Source organism: Dactylosporangium sp. CS-033363 (genome assembly GCF_050942475.1).
Classification (GTDB): Bacteria; Actinomycetota; Actinomycetes; order Mycobacteriales; family Micromonosporaceae; genus Dactylosporangium.
In genome coordinates this window covers 7,252,630-7,277,413 of sequence record NZ_CP192032.1, presented here as the reverse complement: position 1 = coordinate 7,277,413, position 24,784 = coordinate 7,252,630, and the positions used below count along the sequence as shown (strand labels likewise).

Sequence of the window (24,784 nt, the reverse complement as noted above, 5' to 3'; positions counted from 1 at the left end):
ACCGCCATGCGCCTCCGACTGCTGGCGATGAGCACGGCCGCCACCGTGCTCGTCGCCGGCGTGGCCTACCTGGTCGCCCAGCCCGCCACCGCGCTCGCCGCCACCTCGGCGAACGTCTGGCTGACGACCCCGGACCGCGCCAACCTGCTCACCCAGAAGGCCGCAATCCCCTTCGGTACCGCCGGCAGCGGCGCCGTGATCAGCGTGAACCCGAACACCACGTACCAGTCGATGGTGGGCTTCGGCGCCTCGCTGACCGACTCCAGCGCCTACCTCATCTACAACTCCTCGGCCCGCAACACCATCATGAACAACCTGTTCAGCCCGTCCGCCGGGATCGGCCTGAACTGGCTGCGGCAGCCGTTCGGCGCGTCGGACTTCGCGCGGAACTTCTACACCTACGACGACGGCTCGGCCGACCCGAGCCTCTCGCGGTTCTCGGTCTCGCACGACCAGGCGTACATCCTGCCGCTGCTCACCCAGGCCAAGTCGCTCAACTCGCAGGTCCAGGTCATGGGCGTGCCGTGGAGCGCGCCGGCCTGGATGAAGACCAACGGCAACCTGATCGGCGGCTCGCTCGCGACCAACTACGAGGGCGCGTTCGGCGACTACCTGGTCAAGTCGATCCAGGCGTACCAGGCGGCCGGCGTCCCGGTGCAGTACCTGTCCATCCAGAACGAGCCGCAGTTCTCCCCGCCCGGCTACCCGGGCATGTTCATGCAGCCCGACCAGCAGGCCCGGATCATCAACTCCCTCGCGCCGAAGCTGTCGGCGGCCGGGACCGGCACCAAGATCCTCGCCTGGGACCACAACTGGGACAACACCTCGTTCCCGCAGCAGGTCCTCGCCGGCGCCGGGAACAACGTCGCCGGTACCGCCTGGCACTGCTACGGCGGCACGCCCAGCGGGCAGACGACGGTGCACAACGCGTACCCGAACAAGGACATCTTCTTCACCGAGTGCTCCGGCACCGAGTCGGGCAACACGTTCGCCGACTCGCTGCTGTGGCAGGGCCGCAACCTCGCCATCGGCGCGACCCGCAACTGGGCCAAGACCGTGACGACGTGGAACATGGCCCTCGACCAGAACCACGGCCCGGTCATCGGCTCCTGCACCAACTGCATGGGCGTGGTGACCGTGAACGGCGGCAGCGTCACGTACAACGCGGAGTACTACGTGCTCGGCCACCTCTCGAAGTTCGTCAAGCCGGGCGCGGTGCGCATCGACTCGACCAACCAGGGCCAGGGCGGCATCGAGAACGTCGCCTTCCGCAACCCCGACGGCTCGATCGTGCTCGTGGCCGTGAACTCCGGCGGCGCCCAGAACTTCCAGGTCTCCTTCGGCGGCTCCTCGTTCGGCTACAACCTCCCGGCCGGCGCGATGGCCACCTTCACCTGGCCGGGCGGCACCGTGACCCCGACCTCGAACCCGCCCACCACGGGCGGTGGCGGCGGCTCCCAGCCGAGCACCACGGCGTGGTACCAGGTGATCAACAACAACTCGAACAAGTGCCTGGACGACGCCGGCTGGGGCACCGCCAACGGCACGGCGCTGCAGCAGTGGGCGTGCAGCAGCCCGGCCGCGACCAACCAGCAGTGGCAGTTCCGCTCGGTCGGCGGCGGCTACTACAACGTCGTGAACCGCTACGCGACCGGCCTGTCGTGGGACGTGAACGGCGGCACCGGCGCCACGGGCGACGGCGCCCAGGTCCACCTGTGGGCCTACGGCGGCGCCACGAACCAGCAGTGGCAGGCGGTCTCGAACGGGAACGGGACGTACCGCTTCATCGCCCGCAACAGCGGCAAGTGCCTCGACGTGAAGGACGTCTCCACGGCGGACGGGGCGCAAATGCAGCAGTGGGCGTGCACCGGCGGACCGGCCCAGACGTTCCGCCTCGTCGCTCAGCCGTAGTTCTTGTTCGACTCAGGGCCCGGCGCTCGGTGCGCGCCGGGCCCTTCCCATGCCCGCCCCGCGCCCAGGTGTTGATCACGATAAGTCGGGCGCCGGCGCGCCGCGTGTTGATCACGATAAGTCGGGCGCTGGCGCGCCGCGACTTATCGGATTTTTCGCCCGACGGAGTATATGTCGGAATCGACGTTCGCGTTGATCTTGGTGGGTCTGCTGGCAGGGGGCGGGCATGACGCCGACCGCGGGCCGTGGATGCGGCCGGCGCCATACCGCCCTGTCGTGCCGTCCCCCGCGGCCACCGGGGGAGGTCACCTGGCTGCCGGTGAGCTTGTGCGATCGCATGCTTCGCTTCCGGTACCACCAGTCTCATCAGACCGCCCCCGGCGCGCCGCCCTTTTGCCGTGAAGCCACCCGATCGATGTCGTGTTTGGTCCATCCGCCGGTGGGGCATCAATAGATCGATCGGAAAACGAGCTTTTCGAGGAGGAGCAGTGACTGTCACCGGAATCATCACGGCGCTCATCGTCGGTCTGATCGTCGGTGCGCTGGGTCGGCTGGTGGTTCCCGGCCGGCAGAGCATGTCGATCCTGGTCACGATGGTCGTCGGCGTCATCGCGGCGCTGCTGGGCACCGTGCTGGCGAACGCCATCGGCATCTCCACCGACACCCCGGGTGTCGACTGGGGCGAGCTGCTGGTCCAGGTCCTGCTCGCGGCGGTCGGCGTGGCCCTGGTGGCCGGCCTGAGTGGCCGTGGCCGTCGGGCCCTGTAACGCACCGCGACACACAACCTCAACGATCCCCGGCCTTGCACAAGGGCCGGGGATCGTTGTGTTCTGCGCGTACAGTTCCGGCTCATGGCCGATGTTCCGCCCGTCGTGGTGCCGATCGACCTCGGGGACCTGGTGCTGCGCGCGCCCGTCGACGCCGATGCGCCCGCGATCGCCGCGGCCTTCGCGGATCCGGCGCTGCGGCAGTGGAGCCCGCCCGTACACGACGATGCCCTGACCTGGCTGCGGGACCGCGCGGACTGGTCGGCGGGCGCCCGGGTCGGCTGGGTGGTCGCCGCCGCTGACGGCGACCAGGTGCTCGGCTCGGTCTCGATCCGCGTCGACGGCGCCCTCGACCACGGCATGATCGGCTACTGGACGGTGCCCGCGGCGCGCGGCCGCGGCGTCGCCACCCGGTCGGTGCGGGCCGCGGCCCGGTTCGGCTTCGACGTGGTCGGCCTGCACCGGATCGAGCTGTGCCACGCGGTCGGCAATCCCGGTTCGTGCCGGGTCGCCGAGGCCGCGGGGTTCCCGCTCGAGGGCGTCATGCGCGAGGCGTACACGTACGGCGACGGGCGCCGGCACGACGAGCACCTGCACGCCCGGCTGCGCACCGACTCATAGCAGCGGGGGCAGTTGCTGGCTCGCGTGCAGTACACCCGCGAAAAGGTCGCCCTTCTCGGCCAGGCGCGGTCCGATGGTCCGGATGGTGAACCCGTCCGGGCGCAGTTGCGGGTCGTCGAGCTCGTCCCAGTCGATCGGCGCCGAGACCGGGGCGCCCGGGGCGGGCCGCGGGCTGTAGGGCGCGACCAGCGTCTTGTTGACCGCGTTCTGCGTGAAGTCGAGCCGCGCCCGGCCGCCGCGCTCCGCCTTCTCCCAGGCCCAGCTCACCAGCTCGGGTACCACGGAGCCGATCGAGCGGGACAGCCCCTCGACCCAGGCCCGCGTCTCGGCGAACCCCGGCCCCCGGTCGACGGGCACCCAGATCTGGATCCCGCGCCGCCCGCTGACCTTGGCCCGGGCGGTGACGCCGAGGTGCTCGAACGCCGTACGGTGCAGCCGCGCCAGCACCAGCAGGTCCTCCCAGCTGGTGCCGTCCCCCGGGTCGAGGTCGACGAGCGCGTAGCTGGGCAGGTCGGGCCGGTCCACTTCGGACGTCCACGGATGCCACTCGATCCCGCCGTAGTTGGCCGCCCACACCAGGGCCGCGGGCTCGTCGGCGACGAGATACTCGGTCCCGGACCCGGGCTCCCGCCAGCGCGGCAGCCACTCCGGCGCGTGGCTGGGCAGCGCCTTCTGCCAGAACCCCTTCGTGTCGGCGCCGTTCGGGAACCGGTGCAGGTTCAGGGCCCGCCCGGCCAGATAGGGCGTCACGATCGGCGCGATTTCGAAGGTGTACCGCAAGAGCTCGCGCTTCGTCACCGCCGGCTGCCCGGTGAACAGCTCCTTGCCCAGGTTGGTGACCCGCAGCCGCCGGCCGTACACCTCCCAGGTCCCGTTCTCCCCGAGCTCCTCGAGCGCCTCGAGGGTGTGTTTCCGGCGGGGGACGGCGGCGCGGTCCGCGGGCAGGTCGGAGTGCCACTCCCACTCGGGGTCGGCCCGCACCTCGTCGCTGGACCGTCCACTGAGGACCGACAGCGGGTGCTCGGCCGGGTCCCAGCCGTCGCCGGCGAACTCGTCGCGCTTCTTGAGCAGCAGCCACTCGTCCCCGCGGGTGCGCACGATGACGAACTTCCCGCGCAGCTTCTGCCCGTACAGCTCGATGTGCAGCTCGCCCCGGTCGATGGCCTTGCGGGGGTCCGGGTCCTTGTACGGCACCCAGGCGCCGGTGTCCCACACGATCACGTCGCCGCCGCCGTACGTGCCGGCGGGGATGACGCCCTCGAACGCGACGTACTCCATGGGATGGTCGTCGACGTGGAACGCGGCCCGGCGCACCTTGGGGTCGAGGGTGGGCCCCTTGGGCACGGCCCAGCTCACGAGCGCCCCGTCGACCTCGACCCGAAAGTCGTAATGCAGGCGCCGGGCGCGATGCAGTTGCACCACGAACCGCAATTCGGACACACCCCTAGTATCGCGCGCGGATAATCGGCACAAACCGGACTTACGGGGGTTTTCGTTCATGCGGTCCTTGATGCTGCCCTTGGTGCTGCCCTTGCTGCTGGTCTCTGCTTCCCTCGCCGCCTCCCCGGCGCACGCCCTGCCGGTGGCCGCCTCCGGCTGGCCGGACGTCCAGGGCGGCCCGGCCCACGCGGGCTACCAGCCGCGGGCGGGCCTGACCGGTGCGCCGGGACTGGTGGACTGGTCGCTGGGCGTCAAACCGAGCCGGGCCCCGATCGTGGTGGACGGCGCCCTGTACGTCCCCGAGACCACAACCATGCGCAAGCTGACCCCGACCGGCGAGCGCCTGCCCTTTGCCGCGGGGCCGTCCTGGTGGATCGGCCAGCCGGTGAGCGACGGCCACGCGGTGTACGCGGTGACCTTCGCGGAGTTCGGCCAGGGCGAGCTGCGCTCCTATGCCCCGTCCGGCGCCGTACGGTGGTCGGCGGCGTTGCCGGGCGCGAACTCGGGCGACAACACGGGGGCGGCCGGCGGCCTGGTGGTCACGACGAGCGGCTCGCAGTGCAGGTACACGTGCGCGGTGTCGACGATCGGCGCGTACGACACGGCCACGGGCCACCGCGTCTGGCAGCACGACATCGAGGGCGAGGCGGGCTTCGAACGCCCGACCCTGACCGCCGGCCGCGTCCTGTGGCCGACCCTGACGACCGTGGCTGTGCCGCGGACCTCGGCGGCGGCCGCCGAGCAGTCACCGGCCGCGGGCTGGCGCCTCACCGCCCTGAACGCCCGCACCGGCGCCGAGGCCTGGCACGCGGCCGGCCCGGGCACCCTGCAGGGGACCGCGGCCGACGACAGCACGGTGTACACGGCCGGCAACGAGCTCTGCGCCCGCGCCCTGACCGACGGCAAGGTCCGCTGGTGCCGGGCCGACCGCGCCTACGACACCGTCGCGGTGTCCCCCGGCACCGTGTACGCCACGAGCAACGGCCACCTCCTCGCCCTGGACCCCGCCGACGGCCGGCCCCGCTGGAACGCCGGGATCGGCACCGACCCGGTCCACCCACCCGTCATCGCCGGCGGCATGGTCATGCTCCACCACAGCGCCGGCGACCAGAGCGCCCTGCTGGTCCTCGCGGCCAAGGACGGCCACCGCCTGAGTGAGACGAAGCTCGGGCCCGGCCTCCCGGGCATGCTCACCGTCGCCGGCGGCCGGGTGTACGCCGTGCACGACTACACCGGCCTCGTCGCCCTACGTCCGTGATCTGTACCACCTCCAGCCGACCGATGCGCGCCCGGATGCCGTCCGAACCCAACCCGTTCCCGCCGGGGGGCATCAAACCGCGGTCCTCACCCGACGCACCCGCGAGCGGCCCCCCGCAAACGACATCACGCCGGGGCCGGGCGGCGGGCGGTCGTCTCCGCCCGTACCGGGCTGGCGCGACTGCTTTTGATCAGCGCCTGCAGGCACACCGCGGCCGTCGGCGACAGATCGGTCGCCGCCAGGTCGTCCGCCAGAATCCCCGCGTCGCCCAGGTCGTGCCGCCCGGCCAGCACCGTCAGCTCGACGTGCGGCGCGCGGCCGGTCACGTCGGGAAGGGTGCCGTGCCAGTGGTGGTGGAGGCGGTCGGTGTACTCGATCCCGGCCTCCTCCGCCAGCGCCCGCCGCGCGGCCTCCTCCGCCAGGCCGCGGCGTGCGAAGGCATTGTCCGGCAGGGAAGGGTCGGCCGGGTGGATGCGCGCGACCGGCAGCGACCACTGGCCCGGTTCGAAGGCGGCCGCGGGGGAGCGGCGCCGCAGCAGCACCGCGCCCGCCGGGTCGACCAGCAGCGCCAGCGCGAGCCGCAGGGGTTCCCCGGACGGGTCGGCGGCCGGCAGCCGCCCCATGCCGGTGAGCACCCGGTGCCGCAGGATCGCGTGCTGCCCCCGGCACCGGTTCGGCGGCCCCTCGGGCGGTATCGCGATCTCGCCGGGGCCCACCACCTCGCCGGGCCGGAACTGGTCGCGGGTCAGGTCGAGGTCGCTGCCGTCGGGCAGCCGGTTCCAGTAGTGGTAGCCCGCCGGCCGCCCGCTCGCCGTGACGCGGGCCAGGAGCAGGTCGCCGCCGAGGACCTCGCGCACCACCAGCGCGGTCATGCCGCACTGGCCGCGGGAGGGGTTGCCGGGGTGCCAATCGGCGAGGTCGGACGGGTCACATGTCTCGGGACCCCAGGAGCGCATCAGGAGGGGGAGCAACATGGCCGCATCATGCCCGAGGGGTACGACAAAAACGCATCGCCGCAGGTCAGAGGCCGGTAAAAACCGCGAATCCGACTACATCCCCGGTCAGGGTATAAATCCGATATGTCGTGGCGCGCCAGCGCCCGACATATCGCCCAAGATCACCCTTCGGCGTGCCACCGGCGGAAGACCGCCAGCTTTGCATCGGCGCGGGCGGCAACGGCCGGACCGAGGGCGTTGGTCTCGGTGAAGAACGCCAGCGCCGCCATCACGTCGCCGCACTCCTCGATGAGGCGCGCCCGCAGGTCGGTGCCGTCGTAGTACTCCGTGCGGCCCGACGCGCCGACCAGCTTCGCCAGGACCTGGACCAGCTCGCCCGCCTCCTCCGCGAGCTTGGCCAGGCCCGGCCAGGTCGTCGAGCCGATCTCGTACGGGCCGGCCGGGCCCCAGCGCTGTTCCTCCACGAACGACGACCCTAGAACTCCGACGGCATCAGGATCCACAGGATCGGGTACACGATGAGCCGGCTGGGTACCGCCAAGCATCGGCGTCCGCGCACCCCGGCCGCATCAGGGACGGCCCTGGCCCACCCCTGAGACCGTGACAGGATGGGGTCATGGAGGTCGACCCGCTCCGCTCCGCCGTCGAGCAGGCGCCCTTCATCCTGCTCGTGGCCGAGGGGCCGGAGCTGCGCATCGTCGACGTCAGCCGGGTCACGCGGCTGCTGCTCGGGGACCGGGAGGTCGCCGGGCGGCCGTTGCGCGAGGCGCTCAGCGACCTCGCCGGGCAGGGCTGGGTCGACCTCTACGAGCAGGTGTACCGCACCGGCACCCCCGCCACCGGCCAGCAGTGGCGGGTCCACATCACGCTGCCCGGCGGGGCCGTCCGCGAGGTGTTCGCCGACTTCAGTATCACGCCGTGGCTCGCCGAGGACGGCTCCGTGCGCGGGGTGATCGGCGGCGGCACCGACGTGACCGGCATCGTCGAGGCGCGGCTGGAGGCGGAGCGGCACGCCGAGGACATGCAGGAGCAGGTCCGGCAGGCCCGCGACGTCGTCGACGCGCTCCAGCAGGCGCTGCTGCCCCGGGGCCTGCCGCTGCTGCCCGACGCCCGGGTCGCGGCCAGCTACCTGCTCGCCGGGGCCGGGACCGCGGCGGGCGGGGACTGGTTCGACGCGGTACCCCGCCCCGACGGCACCCTCGCGCTCGTCGTCGGCGACGTCGTCGGCCACGGGGTCACCGCGTCCGGGGTCATGGGCCAGCTGCGGGCCGTGCTGCAGGACCGGCTCGACGAGGGCGCGGGACCGGCCGAGGCCCTGGCCGCCGCGGACCGGTTCGCCCGCCGGGTGCCCGCCGCCCGCGCGGCGACCGTGTGCGTCGCCGTCCTGCACACCGGCAGCGGCACCGTCGAGTACTGCACCGCCGGCCACCCGCCCCCGCTGGTCATCACCGCCGCGGGCGAGCCGCGCTACGTGAACCCGTCCGGCGCCGCGCCACTGGGCACCGGCGGCGACTTCCCCGTCGCCGGCGTGCGGCTCGACGAGGGCGACGTGCTGCTGTTGTACAGCGACGGCATCATCGAGCGCCCCGGCCGCACGGTCGAGGCCGCCGCCGAGGAGCTCGCCCGGGTCGCCGCCGACGCCGTCGCCGGCCGGGCCCTGCACGCGCCCGGCATGAGCCCCGCCGAGCGCGCCTGCACGCAGACCGTCGAGCTGCTCGTGCGCGGCAGCGGGTACCGCGACGACATCACCCTCCTCGCCGCCCAGCGCACCGCCCCGATCGAGCCGATGCGCACCACGATCCCGGCCGACCTGACCCGCCTCGGCGCGCTGCGCAAGACGTTCGGCGCCTGGCTGGAGGCGGCCGCGGCCACCGGCGAGGACGCGTTCGCGCTGCAGCACGCGGTCGGCGAGCTCGTCACCAACGCGGTCGAGCATTCGCCGAAGGACGGCACGGTGCGGATCTCGGCCCGCCTCACCCCGGTCGGCACGGCCGAGGTCACGGTCGAGGGCCAGGGCGCCTGGCGCGAGCCGCGCCGGATCTCCGAGCGCGGCCGCGGGCTGGCCCTGTCCACGCAGCTGGTCGACGAGCTCGATCTCGTCAAGTCCGCCGCCGGTACCGTCGCCACGCTCCGCCACCGCGTCTCCCGCCCGGCCGCGCTGCTGGGCGCGTCCGTCCCCGAACCGGCCACGCCCCTCGAGGAGGAGCGCCCGGATCTGTCCATTGTGGACAACGAAGGCGTCCTCGCCGTGTCGGGACCCATCGACGCGACCACCGCCGACCGGCTGCGGCACGAGCTGCTGTACCGCTCCCGCGGCGGCACCGTCCCGCTCACCGCCGACCTGTCCGGCGTGACCCACCTGGCCAGCGCCGGCGTCGCCGCCCTGCACGCGATCGCGGCCCGCCACCGCGCCGGCGACACCGCCCTGACCCTCCTCGCCCCGCCCGGCAGCCCCGCCCGCCACGTCCTGGCCCTGGTGGCCCTGCCGTACGCATGATCACGGAGACGTTCCGCCGCAACGTGACCGGCGCCTGGGGCGAGGCCGGCTCCCGCTGGCTCGACGAGCTGCCCACGGCGATCGAGGCGGTCGCGCGGGACTGGGGCCTCACCGTCGGCGCCCCGTTCGACCTGACGTTCCACTACGTCGCCCCGGCCGTCACCGCCGCCGGCGACCCCGTCGTGCTCAAGCTCGGCGTCCCGCAAGCGGACTCGATCACCGAGGAGTCGAGGGCGCTGGCGGCGTTCGGCGGGCGGGGAGCGGTACACCTGCTGCGGCTGGAACCGCAGCGCGGTGCCCTGCTGATCGAGCGCGCCGACCCCGGCGTGCGGGCCCGGGACGTGCCCGAGGCCGAGGCGCTCGCGGCCGTCGTCTCCGTCATGCGCGAGCTGCACGTGCCGGGTGACGCCCTGCCCGACGTCGCGGGCCAGGCGCGGGCGTTCGACGCGCACCTCGAGCGGTTCCCCGGCGACGGCCCGCTCCCGCGCGCGTTCGTCGCCACCGCCGCCGGGCTGATGCGGGAGCTGTCCGCGTCGGCCCCGCAGCGCGTGCTCCTGCACGGCGACCTGCACCACGACAACGTGCTGTCCGCCCGCCGGGCGCCCTGGCTGGCGATCGACCCGCACGGCGTCAGCGGCGACGCGGGGTACGAGATCGGCTCCTGGCTCTTCAACCCGGAGCCCGGCGACCGCGACCCGGCGCTGCTGGCCCTGGTGCCCGCCCGCCTGGAGCGGTTCGCGGCCGCGCTCGGCCAGCCCCTCGAACGCCTGGCCGCGTGGGGCTTCGTCAAGGCCGTGCTGTCCGACGTGTGGACCGCCGAGAGCTGGAACCCGGGCGACACCTGGTCCCCGGCGAGCCGCGCGCTGGACGTGGCGACGCTGCTGCACCGCCGGTTCAGACTCTGAGCACCGTCTTGCCCCGCAGCCGGCCCGCCTCCGCCTCCCGGTGCACCTCCGGCAGCTCGGCGAGGGGCCGCACCGCCGCGATGTCGAGCCGCACCGCGCCGGCGTCGACGAGCCGCACGAGCGCGGCCAGGTCCGCCGGGTCGTTGCGCACCACGAAGTGCACGGCCGGCGGCGGCAGCCGGTCCGTCACCGACACGAGCACCCCGCCGGGCCGCACCAGCGCGAGCATGGCGTCGCCGCCGCCCGGCACCAGGTGCAGCACGACGTCGAAGCGTCCGGACGGCGGCCCGAGGGTGTAGTCGTGCACCGCGTCCGCCCCGTGCGCCCGCACCGCCTCGGCACTGCGCGGGCTCGCGGTCGCCGTGACGTGCGCGCCGGCGTGTTTCGCCAGTTGTACCGCGAAGCCGCCGATCCCCCCGCCGCCCCCGTTCACGAGCACTGTCTGCCCGGCCGCGACCCGGCCGTGCTCGAACACCGCCTGCCACGCCGTCACCCCGGCGACCGGCAGCGCCGCCGCGTGTTCGAGCGGCACCGCGGCCGGGGCCGGCACCAGCAGCGCCGGATCGGCCGCCGCGAACTCGGCCGCCGCGCCCCCGTCGACCCGCCCCACCACCCGCGCGCCGGTGCCGGCGACGGTGCCGGCCAGGTCCCAGCCCAGCGTGTACGGCAGCTCGAGCTCGACCACCCCGCGCAGCCAGCCGTTGCGCAGCCCGACCTCGGACGGGTTGAACGAGGTCCCGGCGACCTGCACGAGCACCTCCCCGCCGGCCGGCACCGGCGCCGGAACGTCGTCGAGCCGCAGGACGGAGGCGTCCCCGTACGCATGGATTCGCATCGCCTTCACGCAGGCCAACCTATGACCGGCGGGGGCCGCCGCCCATGCGTGCGCGTCCCGGACGCATACGATCGCGTCTCGATGGACGTGCTGAGCGATGCCGTGACGGCGCTGCGCACCGGGCGGCCGGTCGCCACCGCCCTGTCCTGGCGCGCGCCGTGGGGGCAGCGGTTCGCGGCGGTGCCGGGTGCGGTCGGCATCCAGGTCGTGGTGCGCGGCGACTGCTGGCTGCTGCCCGGCGACGGCCCGCCGCTCCACCTGGACACCGGCGACGTGGTGCTGCTGACCGACGGCCGCGGCCACGCCCTGGCCGACGACCCGGGCACCCCGCTGCGCCCATGCACGAACGGCGCGGAACGCGAACCCCAGGACGGGCCGGTGCGGGTGCTGTGTGCCGCGTACGAGCTGAACGGCCTGCGCACCCATCCGCTCCTGCGCGCCGTGCCCGACCGCGTCCACCTGGCCGCCGGCCCGACGCTGCGCACGGTCATCGGACTGCTGGACGCCGAACTCGCGGCGGAGAACAGCCCGGGCGGGATCGGCGTCACCGCGCTGCTCGACCTGCTGTTCCTGCACACCCTGCGGGCCTGGTCGGAGCGGGACGGCGAGCCCGGCGCCCTCGCCGATCCGGCGGTGCGCGCCGCGCTGGACGCCATCCACGCCGACCCCGCGCACCCGTGGACCGTCGCCGCCCTCGCCGCGCGGGGCGGGCTGTCCCGCGCGCCGTTCGCGAGGCGGTTCGCCGCGCTGACCGGGCAACCGCCGCAGTCGTACCTCACGCGGTGGCGCCTCACGCTCGCCGCCCGCCTGCTGCGCGAGTCCGACGCACCCCTGCGCGCGGTCGCCCGGCGGGTCGGCTACGGCTCGGAGTTCGCGTTCGCGGCCGCGTTCAAGCGTCACTTCGGCACCGCGCCCGGCCGGTTCCGCAAGGAGATGTGACCCGTCTCGCTTGCCGGGGATACCCCCTGGGGGTTTACGATGAGGGCATGGAGACGATCTACAGCGTGACCGGGATGACCTGCCAGCACTGCGTGAACGCGGTGACCGAGGAGCTCCAGGGCCTGGACGGCGTCTCGGACGTGCGGGTCGACCTGCCCACCGGCAGCGTCACCGTCACCAGTGTCCGCCCGCTCGACCCCGCCGCGGTGCGCGCCGCCGTCGACGAGGCCGGCTACGCGGTGGCGGCCTGAGCCATGCGCCGGCTCGCGCTGTACGCCGCCGTGCTGGCCGCCGTGTTCGCACTCGCCTTCGGCGCCGGTCGCCTCGTCCGGCCGGAAGACCCGCCGCCACCGGTACAGCACGAAATGAGCACGCACGATGCAGCGGATTGAGCTGAACATCGGCGGGATGACGTGCGCGTCCTGCGCCACGCGGATCGAGAAGAAGCTCAACCGCATGGACGGCGTCACCGCGTCGGTGAACTACGCGACCGAGACGGCCAGCGTCCGGTACGCGGACACCGTCACCCGGGCCGACCTGGTCGCCACCGTCGAGCAGACCGGCTACACCGCCGCCGCGGCCGAGAAGCCCGCCGACGACGGCACCCGCCTGCTGGTCACGGCCGCCCTGAGCGTGCCCGTCATCCTCCTGGCCATGGTCCCGGCCTGGCAGTTCACCAACTGGCAGTGGGTCTCCCTCGCGCTCGCCACGCCCGTCGTGGCCTACGGCGGCTGGCCGTTCCACCGGGCCGCCTTCCTCAACCTCCGGCACGCCGCCGCCACCATGGACACCCTGATCTCGGTCGGCACCCTGGCCGCATACGGCTGGTCCGTCTGGGCCCTGTTCCTCGGTACCGCCGGCGAGCCCGGCATGACCCACCCGTTCACGTTCGCCATCGAGCGCACCGGCGGCAGCGGCGACATCTACCTCGAGGCCGCCGCCGGCGTGACCCTGTTCCTGCTGGCCGGACGGTACTTCGAGGCCCGCGCCAAGCGCCGCGCCGGCTCCGCGCTGCGCATGGTCCTGGAACTCGGGGCGAAGGACGTCGCCGTCCTGCGCGACGGCCGCGAGGAGCGGGTCCCGATCGCCGCCCTGCGCACCGGCGACCGGTTCGTGGTCCGGCCCGGGGAGAAGATCGCCACCGACGGCGTCGTCGAGGAGGGCAGCTCGGCCGTCGACGCGAGCCTGCTCACCGGCGAGTCCGTGCCGGTCGAGGTCGGCCCCGGCGCCGCGGTGACCGGCGCGACCGTCAACGCCGGCGGCCGCCTGGTCGTGCGGGCCGCCCGCGTCGGCGCCGACACCCAGCTCGCCAGGATGGCCGAGCTCGTCCGGCAGGCGCAGAGCGGCAAGGCGGCCGTGCAGCGCCTCGCCGACCGGATCTCCGGCGTGTTCGTCCCGGTCGTGATCGCCCTGGCGGTGGCCACGCTCGGGTTCTGGCTGGGCTCCGGCGGCAGTACCACGGCCGCGTTCACCGCCGCCGTCGCCGTGCTCATCATCGCCTGCCCGTGCGCGCTGGGCCTGGCCACGCCGACCGCCCTGCTCGTCGGCACCGGCCGCGGCGCCCAGCTCGGCGTGCTCATCAAGGGCCCCGAGATCCTGGAACAGACCCGGCGCGTCGACACCGTCGTGCTGGACAAGACCGGCACCGTGACCACCGGCCGCCTCGCGCTGGCCGCCGTGCTCCCGGCCGAGGGCGAGGACGCCGGCGAGGTGCTGCGGCTGGCCGGCGCCGTGGAGCACGCCTCGGAGCACCCGGTCGCGCAGGCGGTGGCCCGGGCCGCCTTCGAGGCCGCGGGTGTACTGCCCGAGCTCACCGGCTTCCGCAGCGTCCCCGGCCTGGGGGTGCAGGGCACGGTCGCGGGGCGCACGGTGCTCGTCGGGCGCTCCGGCCTGCTGCACGCGCACGGCATCGACACGGACGCCGAGGGCATTCTGGTCGCGTGGGACGGCGCGGTGCGCGGTTCGCTGCGGGTCGAGGACTCGGTGAAGCCGTCCAGCGCACAGGCGGTACACCTGCTGCGTGGTCTTGGGCTGCATCCGGTCCTGCTGACCGGGGACGCGCCCGAGGTCGCCCGGGCCGTGGCCGCCGAGGTGGGCATCGACGAGGTCATCGCCGGCGTGCTGCCCGAGGGCAAGGTCGCCGCCGTGCGCGAGCTGCAGGCGCGGGGCCGGGTCGTGGCGATGGTCGGCGACGGCGTGAACGACGCCGCCGCGCTGGCCCAGGCCGACCTCGGGCTGGCCATGGGCACCGGCACCGACGCCGCGATCGAGGCCGCGGACCTCACCCTGGTCCGGCCCGACCTGCTCGCCGCCGTCGACGCCATCCGGCTGGCCCGCTCGACGCTCGGGACCATCCGCGGGAACCTGTTCTGGGCGTTCGCGTACAACGTGGTCGGGCTGCCGGTGGCCGCGGCCGGGCTGCTCAACCCGATGCTGGCCGGGGCCGCGATGGCGCTGTCCTCGGTGTTCGTGGTGGCCAACAGCCTGCGGCTGCGCGCCTTCCGGTCCGTCTGAATTACACCGCTGTACTTGTTGATCTCGCCTTTGCGCAGGTCAGGGCGCGAAGTAGCCTCGCGGGGTGAAGGTCATCGGCGCGATGCAGACGCCCGGCGGCGACTGGCGCGTCGAGGTGGTGCGGCATCCGAGCGGGTCGCGGTGGTACCGCCTGATTCATCACGACAACGTCGTCGACTATTTGACGATCGGCCGGGTTTCGGAGCTGTTGGCGCAGGCCGGGGTCGACATGGCCGAGCTCGCGGAGGTGGACACCCCGTCCGCGCGCGCCAGCTGATGTTGGTCCCAGGCGCTATTTTGTGGTGGTGTCCGATCCTCAGCACCCGAGCTTCCTGACGCGGCTGCGCGCGGGTCTGGCCGGGGAGCGGGACACGGTCTACCTCGAGGCGCTGCGCACGGCCGGCCGCGCCGCCTACGACGAGATCCTCGCCGCCGACCAGCTCCGCGAGCAGCTGCCGAACCTGTGGAGCGCGCCGCCGGCGGCCGCGAGCTACCTGCTGGCCTCGTGGAACGCGTTCGTGCTGCAGACCCTCGGCGAGACGTTCCTCGACGCCGACTACGCCGCCCGGCCGGGCACCGCCGGCTATGTGCCCGCCGTCACCTACGACCAGGCGGCGGCCTGGCTGCACGCGGTGGGGGACTGGGTGTCGCGGGCGCGCCAGGCGCGGGCGAACCCGGAGTACGACATCGCCATGCACACCGTGCTCCCGGCGCCGCTGCCGGCCTGGGCCGAGGTGTTCACCTGCCCGCCCGAGCACCTCACCGCGCTGCAGGCGGCCGTGACGCCGGTGCGCGAGCACGTCGAGGTGGCGCTGCACGCGCTGACCCGCACGGGCGTGCCGCCGCAGTTCGAGTCGGCGGTGAACCGGCTGCACCAGGACGCCGCCGCGGCGGCCGCCGCGGTGGACTACGCGGCCGGGCTGCGCACCGGGCGGCACCACGCCGGGCTGCACGAGCTCATCGAGCAGAACCTCAAGCGGGCCCTGGAGCTGTGGTTCCGGGTCGGGCAGCTGGCCGCGATGCCGTCGCTGCTGGGCGGGCCGCGCTTCGACGTGTGGTGCATGACCGACCGGGCCACGCTGAACCGCTGGAAGCAGGACCCGCACGCCCGGCACGCCCTGGTCGAGATGTGGCGCACCGACCCCAACCCGGCCGCGACCCTGGCCATCCAGGCCCAGATCGACACCTGCCTGCAGACCGGCGACGTCTGGTACCACGTGCCGCAGCAGGGCGACACCTGCTACTTCGAGCCGCCGTACTCGCCGCTGTACGAGGTGCGCCGGCCCGTGCGCATCTACGGCATCGCGATGCGGCCGGGCACCCAGTTCGCGGTCCGCGGCGGCGCCCACCGCGGGCTGGTCCTGGGCCCGTTCCGCCCGACCGGCCGGGTGCGCTACCGGACCGTCTGAAGCTCCCGTTCGGCCTTCTCCCGCCCGCGGCTGCGCGCCTCGAGGCCGAAGCTCGCCGCCGCCAGGACCAGGCCGAGGGCGCCCAGGCCGACGCCGACCCAGCTCGGCGCGATGTATCCCCAGCCGGCCGCGATCACCGCCCCGCCCAGCGCCGCGCCCAGGCTGTTGGCGATGTTCATCGCCGACTGGTTCACCGCCGCGCCCATGAGCTGGGCCTGCGGCGCCACCCCGATGAGCCGGGCCTGCATCGCCGGGCCGAGGAACAGGCCGGTGGCGCCGATGATGAAGGCCCCGGCGAACAGCGTGTAGCGGTTGTGGGCCAGCACCGCGAACAGCGCCATGGCCACGATGAACACCACGAAGCCGCTCAGCACGCTGCGGCGCAGGTTGCGGTCGGAGGCCCAGCCGCCCAGCGCGTTGCCGACCGTCATGCCCAGGCCGACCGCGACCAGCACCCACGGCACGGCGCTCTCGCCCAGCCCGGCCACGTGCGTGGTCACCGGCGCGATGTAGCTGTCGATGGCGAAGAACCCGCCGAAGCCCAGCGCGCCGGTCGACGCGACCAGCCATACCTGCGGGCTGCGGAACGCGCGCAGCTCGGCCCGCGGCGACCCGGCCGGGTCGGCGGGCTGGCGCGGCACGGTGAGCGCGACGAACGCGAGGGTGAGGGCGAACATGACGGCGATCACGAGGTACGCGACGCGCCAGCCCGCGGCCTGCCCGAGCCGCGTGATGAGCGGGACGCCGACCACGTTGGCCGCGGTGAGCCCGCCCAGGACCACGGCGAAGCCCTTGGCGTGGCTGCCGGGGCCGAGGATGGCCGCCGCGACCAGCCCGGCCGCGCCGAAGTAGGCCCCGTGTGGCAGGGCGGCCACGAACCGCGCCACGAGGACGAGCCAGAAGCCAGGAGCGAGGGCGGATGCGACGGTACCGAACGTGAAGAGCGCCAGCAGCGCCACGACCAGCGTCTTGCGGGGCAGGCGGGCGGTCAGCGCGGCGATCGTGGGCGCCCCGACGACGACGCCGAGCGCGTACGCGGTGATCATCCAGCCGCCGTGCGCGACGGCCTTGGACGACGACTCGGCCCAGAGGCCGGGCAGCAGGTCCCGGGAGATGTCGGGCAGCAGGCCCATGGCCACGAACTCGGTCAGGCCGATGCCGAAGCCGCCCAGCGACAGGGCGAGCAGCGCGGTCCAGCGGCGCACCGGGGTCAGGTCATGCACGGGGGACAGTTTAGCAACGCTGTTGCGTTATAGACTGTGTGGCCATGGACACGCCCGGCGCCGGCCTCGGATACTTGCGCGGGTACAACGACGCCCTCGTGGTCGGCCTCGCCCGCACGACCCCCGGCTTCGACCGCGCCGCGATCGCCGCCGCGACGGGCCTCACCCCGCAGGCGGTCTCGAAGGTGCTCGCCCGGCTGGCCTCCGTCGGGCTGATCGAGGCGGCCGGGATCCGCCGCCGGGGCGTGGGCAAGCCGGCCACCGTCTACCGGATCGTGGCGGCGAGCCGGTACGCGATCGGGGTGCACGTGGCCCGTACCGGCGTGCGGCTCGTCCTCACCGACCTGCTGGGCACGGTCGTGGCGGGCGCGCTCGCTCCGCTGCCGTCGGACTTCACGCCTGAGGAGTTGCTGGCAGGGATCTCGCTTGCCCGCGCTGAACTCCTTCGGCAGGAGCCGGTGGACCCGGCGCGGATTCTCGGGCTGGGGCTCGGCATGGTGGGCCCGCTCGACCACGCCAACGGGATCGTGCGGGACGCGCACCGGCTCCGGCACTGGCACGACGTCCCGCTGCGGGCGCTGGCGGAATCTCGGCTGGGTGTGGCGGTACACCTGGACAAGGACGTCACCGCGGGTGTGACCGCCGAGGCGTGGCGGCGCGGGGCCGGCTTCCGCGACGGGGTGCTCATCATGGTCGAGTCCGGCATCGGGGCCGGGCTGTGGCTGGGCGGCGCCGCGTACCGGGGCGCGCACACCAACGCCGGGGAGTTCGGGCACACCGTGGTGCAGTTCGACGGCCCGCCGTGCGTGTGCGGGCGGCACGGGTGCCTGGAGGTCCTGCACGACGCGGCCGTGGCCGCCGGTGACGTGCCGCGGGCGGCCAGGCTGCTCGGCGTCGGGGTGGTCAACCTGCTGCAGACGACGGACGTGGACCACGTCGTGCTGGCCGGCGCCGACCTGCTGCGGCACCGGGAAGTCTACGTGGACGCGGTTTCGGCGGCGGTACGGCGGGACGTCCCGCGCGCCGACTGGCTCACGGTGTCGGTGTCCGTGTCGGCGCTCGGCCCCGACGTGATCGCGGCCGGGGCGGCGATGCAGGTGCTGAACGCCGCCTACGGCACGCCTTCGCTTTAGTACTTTTTTTGGGGGGTTACGCGGCGGCCGTCAGCGAGCTGTGGATGGTGAACACCCGGTCGAGGCCGGTGATCTGGAAGATGCGCAGCAGCCGCGCGTGCGGGATCACGAGCTCGACGACGCCCCCGGCCTCGGCCAGCCGCTTGTGCACGCTGATCAGCACCCCGAGCGTCGTAGAGTCGAGAAACCCGACGTCACTGAGGTCGACGATGAGCGTGCTCGCCCCGTCGTCCACAATCTTGTGCAGGTAGGCCCGCAGCTCCGGGGCGGTGGCGACGTCCAGCTCGCCGCTCGCCGTGACCACGGCGCGCGACCCCTCGACTGTCGAGGTGACCTGCATCGGCGTCCCGCCCCTTCGCGTTTGTGTGTGTTCGATTCGTGCACAGGATGTGCATTCGGCCGTTCGTTCGGGCAAGCATACGTCCGAACGGCCGATTACTCTCGTCCAGCCGGTTCCCACGCAAGGTGTTTGCTGAATCGCACCAACGTCCCCGTGTCCTCGACCGAGACCACGTCGAGCTTCTCCACCACGGCCGCGAGCACGTGCAGCCCACGCCCGCCTTCCTCGAGCCGCCCGACCTCCTCGACCACCGGCGCCGTCTCGACCGCGGGCACCCGCGCGGGGTCGAATCCGCCCCCGTCGTCGGTGACCTCGATCACGCACTCACCACCCTCGACGGTCACGTCGATGTGATAGTCACTGGCGAGACTCGCGTGCGAAACGACGTTCCCGCACGCCTCGGTGAGGGCGAGCCGGATGTCGTCGCGGCACTCCTGGGTCACGCCGGCCCCGGCGAGAGCCCCGTCCAAGGTCCGCCGGGCCTCCCGCACCAGGGCGGCGTCCCGCGGAAGTTCGAGCGAGAACTGCAGGCGCATGTCGTGCTGCGACACATCTCCTCCTTCATTCGCGTCCACCGGCGTACCCACCACACGCACCGCGAAAACCGCGCTCGTGTTTTGGCTCCCCTTTCCCCGCCGGGTGGCCGCCGCTTCGCGGGTCGGGTGGCTGTCGCTTTCCCCGTCGGGTGGCTGTCGCTTCGCGGGGTCGGGTGGCCACCGCTTTCCCCGTCGGGTGGCCGCCGCTCTGCGGGTCGGGGTGGTTGTCGCTTTTGCGGGTCGGGTGGCTGTCGCTTCGCGGGTCGGGGTGGTTGTCGCTTCGCGGGTCGGGGTGGTTATCGCTTCGCGGGTCGGTGGCCGCGCTTTGCGGGTCGGGTGGCCGTCGCGCGCGGGGAAATGTCGTACCTGTGGGGCAGGATGCGGGGTATGGAGATTCGGGTCGTGCATCACGGGAGCCGAGCGTCAGCGGCCGCCTCGGCAACGGTCGTCGACGTCACCTCCCGAGGCCCACACCCCTGGGTGCGTTTCAGCCCGTTCTATCCCCACGGCGGCATCCCGGTCCCCTTGAGCCCTGGGGTAACGGCCACCTCGGTGGAGGCAATCTGGCAGGCCCTGAAGGTCTTCGCCACCGCGGACGTGGACCGAACCCTCCTGCAGGCAACCCGCATGACGGGCCTGAAACGCACCGCCAACCGCTACGGCCAGGTCCGAGGCCACCGGGCCGGCCTGAACTCCCCGGACCTCCTGGACTACGAATCCGCCCGGCGCCGCATCTACCTGCCCGCGTACCGCCACGTCCTGGACCACAACCTGACCCCGGAACTCGCCCAACTCCGCCGCTTGGCGGTGGCCGGCCCCCTGACCCTGCTGGACTACACCACGAACGGCGACGTCGCCGACTTGTCAAAGCCCTTGTCCCACGCGGCCCTGATCCGCCTACACCTCCTGGGCGAGTGGCCCGCCGGGTGATCGCCCCCTGACCCCAAGCCCGCCGGGTCCGCACACAACTTCGCGGACCGGCAGCGACCTCCGACGCCCCAGCCGCACCCAGGTTCGTGGACCGGGAGTGCGCTCTGACGCGTTCGGTCTCGCGCGGGTTCGTGGCCGGGCAGCGATCTCCGACGCTCAGTCGCATCCGGGTTCGTGGACCGGCATTGAGCTCTGACGCGTTCGGTCTCGCGCGGGTTCGTGGCCGGGCAGCGATCTCCGACGCTCAGTCGCACCCAGGTTCGTGGACCGGAAGCGCGCTCTGACGCGTTCGGTCCCGTGCGGGTTCGTGGCCGGGCAGCGACCTCGGACGCCCACGCGGAGGACACGCCCGCCTACGTGCAGCGTCACCGCGAACCGCGCGTGGCCGCTGGCAGGCAACGACGCCGGGCGCGCGGAGACCTGCGTGCGGTCTGACGTCGCGGTACCACCCGTGAGTTGCGACCGGCGGGCGCGGCGAGACACGCGGGCGGGCAGCGGCAAGCGGTGTCGGCCGGCCGCGATGGCCGCGTGGAGCTGGCGCCCGCGCTGAGGTCGACCCTCGCGAAACAGTGCGGTGTGGGCGGCGAGGTGCCGTCGTGGGCTGCGACTGGCGAGCCAAGCCGAGCGGCGTGGGCGGGCGGCGGCGAGTGGCGGCTGGTGCGAACTCGGCGCCTGCGGGATTGCGACGCTCGCATGACTGCGCGGTGTCGGCGGCGAGCGGCCGTCGTGGACTGCCACCGGCGGGCGGCGGCGGGTGGCGTTGGCGGACTGCGGCGAATGGGTGGCGGTGCGCGGCAATCCGATGTCCGCGGAGGACGCATCCCGCGGAGGTGCACGGATCTCGGCGCCCGCGTGGAGGAGGTGCCCGCGTGGAGGAGGTGCCCGCGTGGAGGAGGTGCCCGCGCAACTGTGCGGAGTGGGGTCGTCCTTTCGTTGCGGACTGTAAACCGTGCGGACTGCGGACTGCGGACTGCGGACTGCGGACTGCGGACCGGGGGCGGGGACTGCGGACGGGTGCGTTCAGGCGACTCTGCTCGTGGACACCTTCACCGGCCGGTCGCCGCGGACGGGGCTGCGGCGGCCCGTTGCGGGTGCGGCCAGGCAGTGGCGGCCGTTGCCGGGTGCGTGGGTGTCCGGTCGGCGGAATGTGCTCGGCGGCGGGCGTGCCGCCCGAGGTTGCCGGCTTGCGTTGGGCGGTCGACACAGGGTCTGCGCGAGAGTCCGGCGTTGTTGGGGTGCTGCCCGAAGCTTCATGCCCCGCATTCTGCCCCTGGGGTACGACAGTTTCCCGACGCGCGAAGTGAAGTGCGTCCGGGGCAGGGGTCAGTTGCCGGTGTTCGACCGGGTGCCGGTGCCGTGGGGGCAGGGGCCGGAATTGATGACCGTGCCCGTTGTGGCGTCCAGGATGATGAAGGTGTCGTTCTGGACGATGTTCAGGCGGCCGCCTGGGATCGGGGTGCCGGTGCAGTAGCTCGGCAGCGGGACTGTGCGGCCCTGGACGGTCGGGGTTGGTGGGGTTGCCCGGGGGAGACCGACCGCCAACGCCAGGGCCAGCATTACCAGCGCGCGGGCGGTGGCCGTTCGGCGGCCCATCATCGGGCGGGCAGGCCAAGCCGCCGCCAACGCTCGGCTTCGCCTGCGCGCCGGAGAAGCCGGGGAAGCCGGGGAAGCCGGGGGAGCCGGGGAAGCCGCGGGTGCGGATTCGTCCAGGTTGATGAGGACTTCCGGGGCCGCCGCGATCGGCTCGACGGAGTTCAGGTCGAGGGGGCTGTCGGCGGGGCTTCGGTCCATCAACGTTCAGCTTAACCTTGATCGCGATGCTCTACTTTGTGTACTGCGCCGATCGGCCCGGGTCCGGCCTGCTGCGGGAGCGGTTGGTCGAGGAACATTGGGCGTACATGGACGGGTTTGCCGCTGAGCTCTATGCGCGTGGGCCGACCTTGAGCGACGACGGGGAGGCGGCCACCGGGAGCCTGCATGTCGTTGAGCTGCCGTCGGACGAGGCTGCGCACGACTTTGCGGTGCTGGAACCCAATTGGCGCGCCGGGGTGTACGAGTCGGTGGTGATCTACCGGTTCGAGGATCTGCTCGGGCGGTCGATGTGGGAGTTCGCGGGGCCCGGCGGGCCGCGGTTCCTCGTGACGGCGGGAGACGTCGTCAACAGCGCCGACCCGAACCTGATTGTGCTCGGGCGGCTGCGGTCGCTCGAGGACGGGCATCTCGTCGGGGTCGGGGCGTGTGTGCAGGCCGCCGATGCCGCCGCCGCGGGGGAGATGTTCGCCGGGGGAGTCGTGCGGCCGTGGCGAGAAGGGGGGAGACCGGGCAATTAGAAACACCGACATGGGTTGTCAGGGTTTGCTGGGACGGTGGCAACCATGACACTCAACGGGAAAGTCGCGCTCGTCGCCGGGGCCACGCGGGGGGCTGGGCGGCAGATCGCCGTGCAGCTGGGAGTGCTCGGGGCCACGGTGTACTGCACGGGCCGCACCACCCGCGCGCAGCAGTCGGAGTACCAGCGGCCGGAAACCATCGAGGAGACCGCCGAGCTCGTTGATGCCGCCGGAGGGCACGGCATCGCCATCCAGGCCGATCACCTGGAGCCCGGCCAGGTCAGAGACGTGGTCGCGCGGATCGACAAGGACCATGGGCGGCTCGATGTGCTCGTCAACGATATCTGGGGCGCCGAGGGGATGTTTCCGTGGGACAAGGCGCTCTGGGAGGACGATCTCGACCGCGGGCTGCGGCTGCTGCGGCTCGCCGTCGACACCCACATCGTGACCAGTCACGCGGCGTTGCCGCTGCTCACGCGGCGACCCGGGGGGCTGGTGGTCGAGATGACGGACGGGACCGCGGAGTACAACCACAGGCGGTACCGTGTCGCCTTCTTTTATGATCTTGCGAAGGCGTCGGCGAACCGGATGGCGTTCGCGTTGTCCGAGGAGCTCAAGCCGCACGGCGGGACGGCCGTTTCCGTGACGCCCGGGTTCCTGCGCTCCGAGTTGATGCTGGAGCACCACTCGTGCACCGAGGCGACGTGGCGGGACGGGATCGAGAAGGATCAGCATTTCGCGGTGTCGGAGTCGCCGGTGTACGTCGGGCGGGGCGTGGCGGCGCTCGCTGCCGACCCGGACAAGGCGCGGTTCAACGGCGGGTCGTTCTCCAGCGCCGACCTCGCGAAGGAGTACGGCGTCACCGACCTCGACGGGACCTCGCCCGACTTCTGGCGGTACGAGGCGGACGGGTTCACCCGGCCCGAGGACTACCGTTAGCCGGTGCGGGTCTCGCGGCTGATTTCCATCGTACTGCTCCTGCAGTCCGGCGGGTCGCGCACGGCCGCCGAGCTCGCCGCGCAGCTCGAGGTCTCCGAGCGCACGATCTACCGCGACGTCCTGGCCCTGTCGGCGGCGGGGGTGCCCGTCTACGCCGAGCAGGGCCGGGCCGGCGGGTACCGGCTCCTCGACGGGTACCGCACGCGCCTCAACGGCCTCAGTCCCGCCGAGGCCGAGGCGCTGTTCCTGTCGGGGCTGCCCGGCCCGGCGCGCGACATGGGGCTCGGCGAGGCCCTGGCGACCGCGCAGCTCAAGGTGGCCGCGGCGCTGCCCGGGCCGCTGCGGGAGGCCTCAACCAGGGCCCGGCAGCGCTTCCACCTCGACGCGCCGGGCTGGTTCCGCGACGCCGAGCCGCCGCCGGGACTGGCCGAGCTGGCCCGGGCCGTGTGGGAGGACCGGATCGTCACGCTCACCTATGCCGGCCGCAAGGGCGACGTGCGCCGCGGCGTCGAGCCGCTCGGGCTCGTGTTGAAGAACGCCATCTGGTACCTCGTGGGCCGCGCCGAATCCGGCCCGCGCACCTATCGCGTCGACCGGATTCGCGACTGCGACGTCAGCGAGGAGCGCTTCGAGCGCGACGAGGCGTTCGACCTGCCCGAGTTCTGGGCGCTGCGGGCCGCGGAGTTCGAGCGGGCCGTGCTGCGCGAGACGGTGACCGTGCGGCTGAGTCCGCACGGCGTGCGCATGCTGCGGTTCGCGGTCGAGGCGGTCGCGTACCGGGCCGCCCTCGACGACGCCGGCCCGCCCGGCGCGGACGGCTGGGTCACCGTCGCGCTGCCGGTCGAGTCGGTTCCCGTCGCCTACACCCAGCTGCTGGCCCTCGGCCCTGATGCCGAGGTCGTCGCGCCGTCGGAACTGCGCGCGCTGCTCGCCGGCGCGGCCGAGCGGACGGCGGCGCTGTACCGGCGCTGATGCGACGCCGCCGCGACCAGCAGGGCCCAGCCGTAGCCGCCCGCCGCGAGGGCCCCGGCGCTGACGGTCCCGTGGAGCAGGAGTGCGCTCGTGCCGTACACCGTGATGAGCGCGGCCGCCGCCCACACCGCCGGCAGCGGAACCGCCACCGCGGTGGGCCGGATCAGTGTGAGCAGCAGCGCCCAGGCCGCGAGGGCGGAGCCGAGCACGACGGCCGTGCCGTACCAGGGCAGCCGGAATCCGGCCACGACGAAGGGCACGAGCGCCAGGCAGCCCGCGTACGCGTACCAGCGCACGATTGTCGATGCTTCCCCGATCGCCATGCTCTC

General features: G+C 73.3%; 26 protein-coding genes. 17 read left to right on the top strand and 9 right to left on the bottom strand.

Annotated features, from left to right (window positions below; all coding sequences use genetic code 11):
* Positions 1 to 6: 6 nt before the first annotated feature.
* The 3 genes from ACQPZ4_RS33655 (at position 7) to ACQPZ4_RS33645 (ending at position 3,299) form a co-directional block, all read left to right on the top strand.
* The gene (locus ACQPZ4_RS33655) at positions 7 to 1,911 is read left to right on the top strand and encodes an RICIN domain-containing protein (protein WP_433044642.1); all 1,905 of its coding nucleotides are present in this window, start codon (positions 7 to 9) and stop codon (positions 1,909 to 1,911) included.
* Between the two features lie 488 nt (positions 1,912 to 2,399).
* The gene (locus ACQPZ4_RS33650) at positions 2,400 to 2,678 is read left to right on the top strand and encodes a GlsB/YeaQ/YmgE family stress response membrane protein (RefSeq protein ID WP_345127949.1); all 279 of its coding nucleotides are present in this window, start codon (positions 2,400 to 2,402) and stop codon (positions 2,676 to 2,678) included.
* A gap of 84 nt (positions 2,679 to 2,762) precedes the next feature.
* Positions 2,763 to 3,299 (top strand): GNAT family N-acetyltransferase, encoded by a 537-nt coding sequence (locus tag ACQPZ4_RS33645; protein WP_433044639.1) that lies wholly within the window; start codon positions 2,763 to 2,765, stop codon positions 3,297 to 3,299.
* On the opposite strand, the gene ACQPZ4_RS33640 is transcribed toward ACQPZ4_RS33645, so the two are convergent.
* Complete coding sequence (locus tag ACQPZ4_RS33640) at positions 3,294 to 4,739, bottom strand: DNA polymerase ligase N-terminal domain-containing protein (RefSeq protein ID WP_433044636.1); 1,446 nt, start codon at positions 4,737 to 4,739, stop codon at positions 3,294 to 3,296. The genes ACQPZ4_RS33645 and ACQPZ4_RS33640 overlap by 6 nt on opposite strands.
* Before the next feature lie 58 nt (positions 4,740 to 4,797).
* On the opposite strand from ACQPZ4_RS33640, the gene ACQPZ4_RS33635 reads away from it, so the two are divergent.
* Positions 4,798 to 5,997: a PQQ-binding-like beta-propeller repeat protein gene (locus ACQPZ4_RS33635; RefSeq protein ID WP_433044633.1), complete on the top strand. Its 1,200-nt coding sequence runs from the start codon at positions 4,798 to 4,800 to the stop codon at positions 5,995 to 5,997.
* A 125-nt stretch (positions 5,998 to 6,122) separates the two neighbouring features.
* On the opposite strand, the gene ACQPZ4_RS33630 is transcribed toward ACQPZ4_RS33635, so the two are convergent.
* Both ACQPZ4_RS33630 and ACQPZ4_RS33625 read right to left on the bottom strand, forming a co-directional pair.
* Positions 6,123 to 6,953, bottom strand: coding sequence for a YunG family protein (locus ACQPZ4_RS33630; RefSeq protein WP_433066759.1), 831 nt, complete (start codon positions 6,951 to 6,953; stop codon positions 6,123 to 6,125).
* 161 nt (positions 6,954 to 7,114) lie between these two features.
* On the bottom strand, positions 7,115 to 7,417 hold the full coding sequence (locus ACQPZ4_RS33625; protein ID WP_433044630.1) for a hypothetical protein: 303 nt from the start codon (positions 7,415 to 7,417) through the stop codon (positions 7,115 to 7,117).
* Between the two features lie 152 nt (positions 7,418 to 7,569).
* Between ACQPZ4_RS33625 and ACQPZ4_RS33620 the strand changes: the two genes are divergently transcribed.
* Positions 7,570 to 9,450 (top strand): SpoIIE family protein phosphatase, encoded by a 1,881-nt coding sequence (locus ACQPZ4_RS33620; protein WP_433044628.1) that lies wholly within the window; start codon positions 7,570 to 7,572, stop codon positions 9,448 to 9,450.
* Complete coding sequence (locus ACQPZ4_RS33615) at positions 9,447 to 10,355, top strand: aminoglycoside phosphotransferase family protein (RefSeq protein WP_433044625.1); 909 nt, start codon at positions 9,447 to 9,449, stop codon at positions 10,353 to 10,355. Before ACQPZ4_RS33620 ends, ACQPZ4_RS33615 begins: the two co-directional genes overlap by 4 nt.
* On the opposite strand, the gene ACQPZ4_RS33610 is transcribed toward ACQPZ4_RS33615, so the two are convergent.
* Complete coding sequence (locus tag ACQPZ4_RS33610; protein WP_433066756.1) at positions 10,345 to 11,190, bottom strand: NADP-dependent oxidoreductase; 846 nt, start codon at positions 11,188 to 11,190, stop codon at positions 10,345 to 10,347. The two genes, ACQPZ4_RS33615 and ACQPZ4_RS33610, sit on opposite strands and share 11 nt — an antisense overlap.
* A gap of 81 nt (positions 11,191 to 11,271) precedes the next feature.
* On the opposite strand from ACQPZ4_RS33610, the gene ACQPZ4_RS33605 reads away from it, so the two are divergent.
* The 6 genes from ACQPZ4_RS33605 (at position 11,272) to ACQPZ4_RS33580 (ending at position 16,052) form a co-directional block, all read left to right on the top strand.
* The gene (locus ACQPZ4_RS33605; RefSeq protein ID WP_433044622.1) at positions 11,272 to 12,129 is read left to right on the top strand and encodes an AraC family transcriptional regulator; all 858 of its coding nucleotides are present in this window, start codon (positions 11,272 to 11,274) and stop codon (positions 12,127 to 12,129) included.
* Between the two features lie 47 nt (positions 12,130 to 12,176).
* Complete coding sequence (locus ACQPZ4_RS33600) at positions 12,177 to 12,380, top strand: heavy-metal-associated domain-containing protein (protein WP_433044619.1); 204 nt, start codon at positions 12,177 to 12,179, stop codon at positions 12,378 to 12,380.
* A 3-nt stretch (positions 12,381 to 12,383) separates the two neighbouring features.
* Entirely contained in the window at positions 12,384 to 12,521 is a 138-nt protein-coding gene (locus ACQPZ4_RS33595; protein ID WP_433044616.1) for a hypothetical protein, read from the top strand.
* On the top strand, positions 12,508 to 14,643 hold the full coding sequence (locus ACQPZ4_RS33590; RefSeq protein WP_433044614.1) for a heavy metal translocating P-type ATPase: 2,136 nt from the start codon (positions 12,508 to 12,510) through the stop codon (positions 14,641 to 14,643). Before ACQPZ4_RS33595 ends, ACQPZ4_RS33590 begins: the two co-directional genes overlap by 14 nt.
* A gap of 64 nt (positions 14,644 to 14,707) precedes the next feature.
* On the top strand, positions 14,708 to 14,920 hold the full coding sequence (locus ACQPZ4_RS33585) for a hypothetical protein (RefSeq protein WP_433044611.1): 213 nt from the start codon (positions 14,708 to 14,710) through the stop codon (positions 14,918 to 14,920).
* A 28-nt stretch (positions 14,921 to 14,948) separates the two neighbouring features.
* Entirely contained in the window at positions 14,949 to 16,052 is a 1,104-nt protein-coding gene (locus tag ACQPZ4_RS33580) for a hypothetical protein (RefSeq protein ID WP_433044609.1), read from the top strand.
* Here the strand turns inward: ACQPZ4_RS33580 and ACQPZ4_RS33575 are convergent.
* The gene (locus ACQPZ4_RS33575) at positions 16,037 to 17,275 is read right to left on the bottom strand and encodes an MFS transporter (RefSeq protein ID WP_433044606.1); all 1,239 of its coding nucleotides are present in this window, start codon (positions 17,273 to 17,275) and stop codon (positions 16,037 to 16,039) included. The genes ACQPZ4_RS33580 and ACQPZ4_RS33575 overlap by 16 nt on opposite strands.
* A gap of 44 nt (positions 17,276 to 17,319) precedes the next feature.
* On the opposite strand from ACQPZ4_RS33575, the gene ACQPZ4_RS33570 reads away from it, so the two are divergent.
* Positions 17,320 to 18,408 (top strand): ROK family protein, encoded by a 1,089-nt coding sequence (locus tag ACQPZ4_RS33570; RefSeq protein WP_433044603.1) that lies wholly within the window; start codon positions 17,320 to 17,322, stop codon positions 18,406 to 18,408.
* A gap of 16 nt (positions 18,409 to 18,424) precedes the next feature.
* On the opposite strand, the gene ACQPZ4_RS33565 is transcribed toward ACQPZ4_RS33570, so the two are convergent.
* Both ACQPZ4_RS33565 and ACQPZ4_RS33560 read right to left on the bottom strand, forming a co-directional pair.
* Positions 18,425 to 18,748: an STAS domain-containing protein gene (locus ACQPZ4_RS33565; protein WP_433044600.1), complete on the bottom strand. Its 324-nt coding sequence runs from the start codon at positions 18,746 to 18,748 to the stop codon at positions 18,425 to 18,427.
* Positions 18,749 to 18,843: 95 nt separating this feature from the next.
* Complete coding sequence (locus ACQPZ4_RS33560; protein WP_433044598.1) at positions 18,844 to 19,299, bottom strand: ATP-binding protein; 456 nt, start codon at positions 19,297 to 19,299, stop codon at positions 18,844 to 18,846.
* A 342-nt stretch (positions 19,300 to 19,641) separates the two neighbouring features.
* On the opposite strand from ACQPZ4_RS33560, the gene ACQPZ4_RS33555 reads away from it, so the two are divergent.
* The gene (locus ACQPZ4_RS33555; protein ID WP_433066754.1) at positions 19,642 to 20,214 is read left to right on the top strand and encodes a DUF6939 family protein; all 573 of its coding nucleotides are present in this window, start codon (positions 19,642 to 19,644) and stop codon (positions 20,212 to 20,214) included.
* A gap of 1,323 nt (positions 20,215 to 21,537) precedes the next feature.
* Here the strand turns inward: ACQPZ4_RS33555 and ACQPZ4_RS33550 are convergent.
* Positions 21,538 to 22,005 (bottom strand): hypothetical protein, encoded by a 468-nt coding sequence (locus ACQPZ4_RS33550; protein ID WP_433044595.1) that lies wholly within the window; start codon positions 22,003 to 22,005, stop codon positions 21,538 to 21,540.
* Between the two features lie 26 nt (positions 22,006 to 22,031).
* On the opposite strand from ACQPZ4_RS33550, the gene ACQPZ4_RS33545 reads away from it, so the two are divergent.
* From ACQPZ4_RS33545 to ACQPZ4_RS33535, 3 genes are read left to right on the top strand one after another with little or no spacing between them, the layout of a single operon-like run.
* Positions 22,032 to 22,544 (top strand): YciI family protein, encoded by a 513-nt coding sequence (locus tag ACQPZ4_RS33545; RefSeq protein WP_433044592.1) that lies wholly within the window; start codon positions 22,032 to 22,034, stop codon positions 22,542 to 22,544.
* 45 nt (positions 22,545 to 22,589) lie between these two features.
* Complete coding sequence (locus ACQPZ4_RS33540) at positions 22,590 to 23,483, top strand: SDR family oxidoreductase (RefSeq protein ID WP_433044589.1); 894 nt, start codon at positions 22,590 to 22,592, stop codon at positions 23,481 to 23,483.
* 3 nt (positions 23,484 to 23,486) lie between these two features.
* Complete coding sequence (locus tag ACQPZ4_RS33535) at positions 23,487 to 24,455, top strand: helix-turn-helix transcriptional regulator (RefSeq protein WP_433044586.1); 969 nt, start codon at positions 23,487 to 23,489, stop codon at positions 24,453 to 24,455.
* Here the strand turns inward: ACQPZ4_RS33535 and ACQPZ4_RS33530 are convergent.
* Positions 24,344 to 24,778, bottom strand: coding sequence for a hypothetical protein (locus tag ACQPZ4_RS33530; RefSeq protein ID WP_433044583.1), 435 nt, complete (start codon positions 24,776 to 24,778; stop codon positions 24,344 to 24,346). The genes ACQPZ4_RS33535 and ACQPZ4_RS33530 overlap by 112 nt on opposite strands.
* Between the last annotated feature and the right edge of the window lie 6 nt (positions 24,779 to 24,784).

Excerpts from the sequence above, each read along its gene's own strand:
- ACQPZ4_RS33655 (WP_433044642.1), top strand. The coding sequence starts at position 7 with ATGCGCCTCCGACTGCTGGCGATGAGCACGGCCGCCACCGTGCTCGTC.
- ACQPZ4_RS33645 (WP_433044639.1), top strand. The coding sequence starts at position 2,763 with ATGGCCGATGTTCCGCCCGTCGTGGTGCCGATCGACCTCGGGGACCTG.
- ACQPZ4_RS33635 (WP_433044633.1), top strand. The coding sequence starts at position 4,798 with ATGCGGTCCTTGATGCTGCCCTTGGTGCTGCCCTTGCTGCTGGTCTCT.
- ACQPZ4_RS33630 (WP_433066759.1), bottom strand. The coding sequence starts at position 6,953 with ATGCGCTCCTGGGGTCCCGAGACATGTGACCCGTCCGACCTCGCCGAT.
- ACQPZ4_RS33620 (WP_433044628.1), top strand. The coding sequence starts at position 7,570 with ATGGAGGTCGACCCGCTCCGCTCCGCCGTCGAGCAGGCGCCCTTCATC.
- ACQPZ4_RS33615 (WP_433044625.1), top strand. The coding sequence starts at position 9,447 with ATGATCACGGAGACGTTCCGCCGCAACGTGACCGGCGCCTGGGGCGAG.
- ACQPZ4_RS33610 (WP_433066756.1), bottom strand. The coding sequence starts at position 11,190 with ATGCGAATCCATGCGTACGGGGACGCCTCCGTCCTGCGGCTCGACGAC.
- ACQPZ4_RS33605 (WP_433044622.1), top strand. The coding sequence starts at position 11,272 with ATGGACGTGCTGAGCGATGCCGTGACGGCGCTGCGCACCGGGCGGCCG.
- ACQPZ4_RS33600 (WP_433044619.1), top strand. The coding sequence starts at position 12,177 with ATGGAGACGATCTACAGCGTGACCGGGATGACCTGCCAGCACTGCGTG.
- ACQPZ4_RS33595 (WP_433044616.1), top strand. The coding sequence starts at position 12,384 with ATGCGCCGGCTCGCGCTGTACGCCGCCGTGCTGGCCGCCGTGTTCGCA.
- ACQPZ4_RS33590 (WP_433044614.1), top strand. The coding sequence starts at position 12,508 with ATGCAGCGGATTGAGCTGAACATCGGCGGGATGACGTGCGCGTCCTGC.
- ACQPZ4_RS33570 (WP_433044603.1), top strand. The coding sequence starts at position 17,320 with ATGGACACGCCCGGCGCCGGCCTCGGATACTTGCGCGGGTACAACGAC.
- ACQPZ4_RS33565 (WP_433044600.1), bottom strand. The coding sequence starts at position 18,748 with ATGCAGGTCACCTCGACAGTCGAGGGGTCGCGCGCCGTGGTCACGGCG.
- ACQPZ4_RS33555 (WP_433066754.1), top strand. The coding sequence starts at position 19,642 with ATGTCGTACCTGTGGGGCAGGATGCGGGGTATGGAGATTCGGGTCGTG.
- ACQPZ4_RS33550 (WP_433044595.1), bottom strand. The coding sequence starts at position 22,005 with ATGGACCGAAGCCCCGCCGACAGCCCCCTCGACCTGAACTCCGTCGAG.
- ACQPZ4_RS33545 (WP_433044592.1), top strand. The coding sequence starts at position 22,032 with ATGCTCTACTTTGTGTACTGCGCCGATCGGCCCGGGTCCGGCCTGCTG.
- ACQPZ4_RS33540 (WP_433044589.1), top strand. The coding sequence starts at position 22,590 with ATGACACTCAACGGGAAAGTCGCGCTCGTCGCCGGGGCCACGCGGGGG.
- ACQPZ4_RS33530 (WP_433044583.1), bottom strand. The coding sequence starts at position 24,778 with ATGGCGATCGGGGAAGCATCGACAATCGTGCGCTGGTACGCGTACGCG.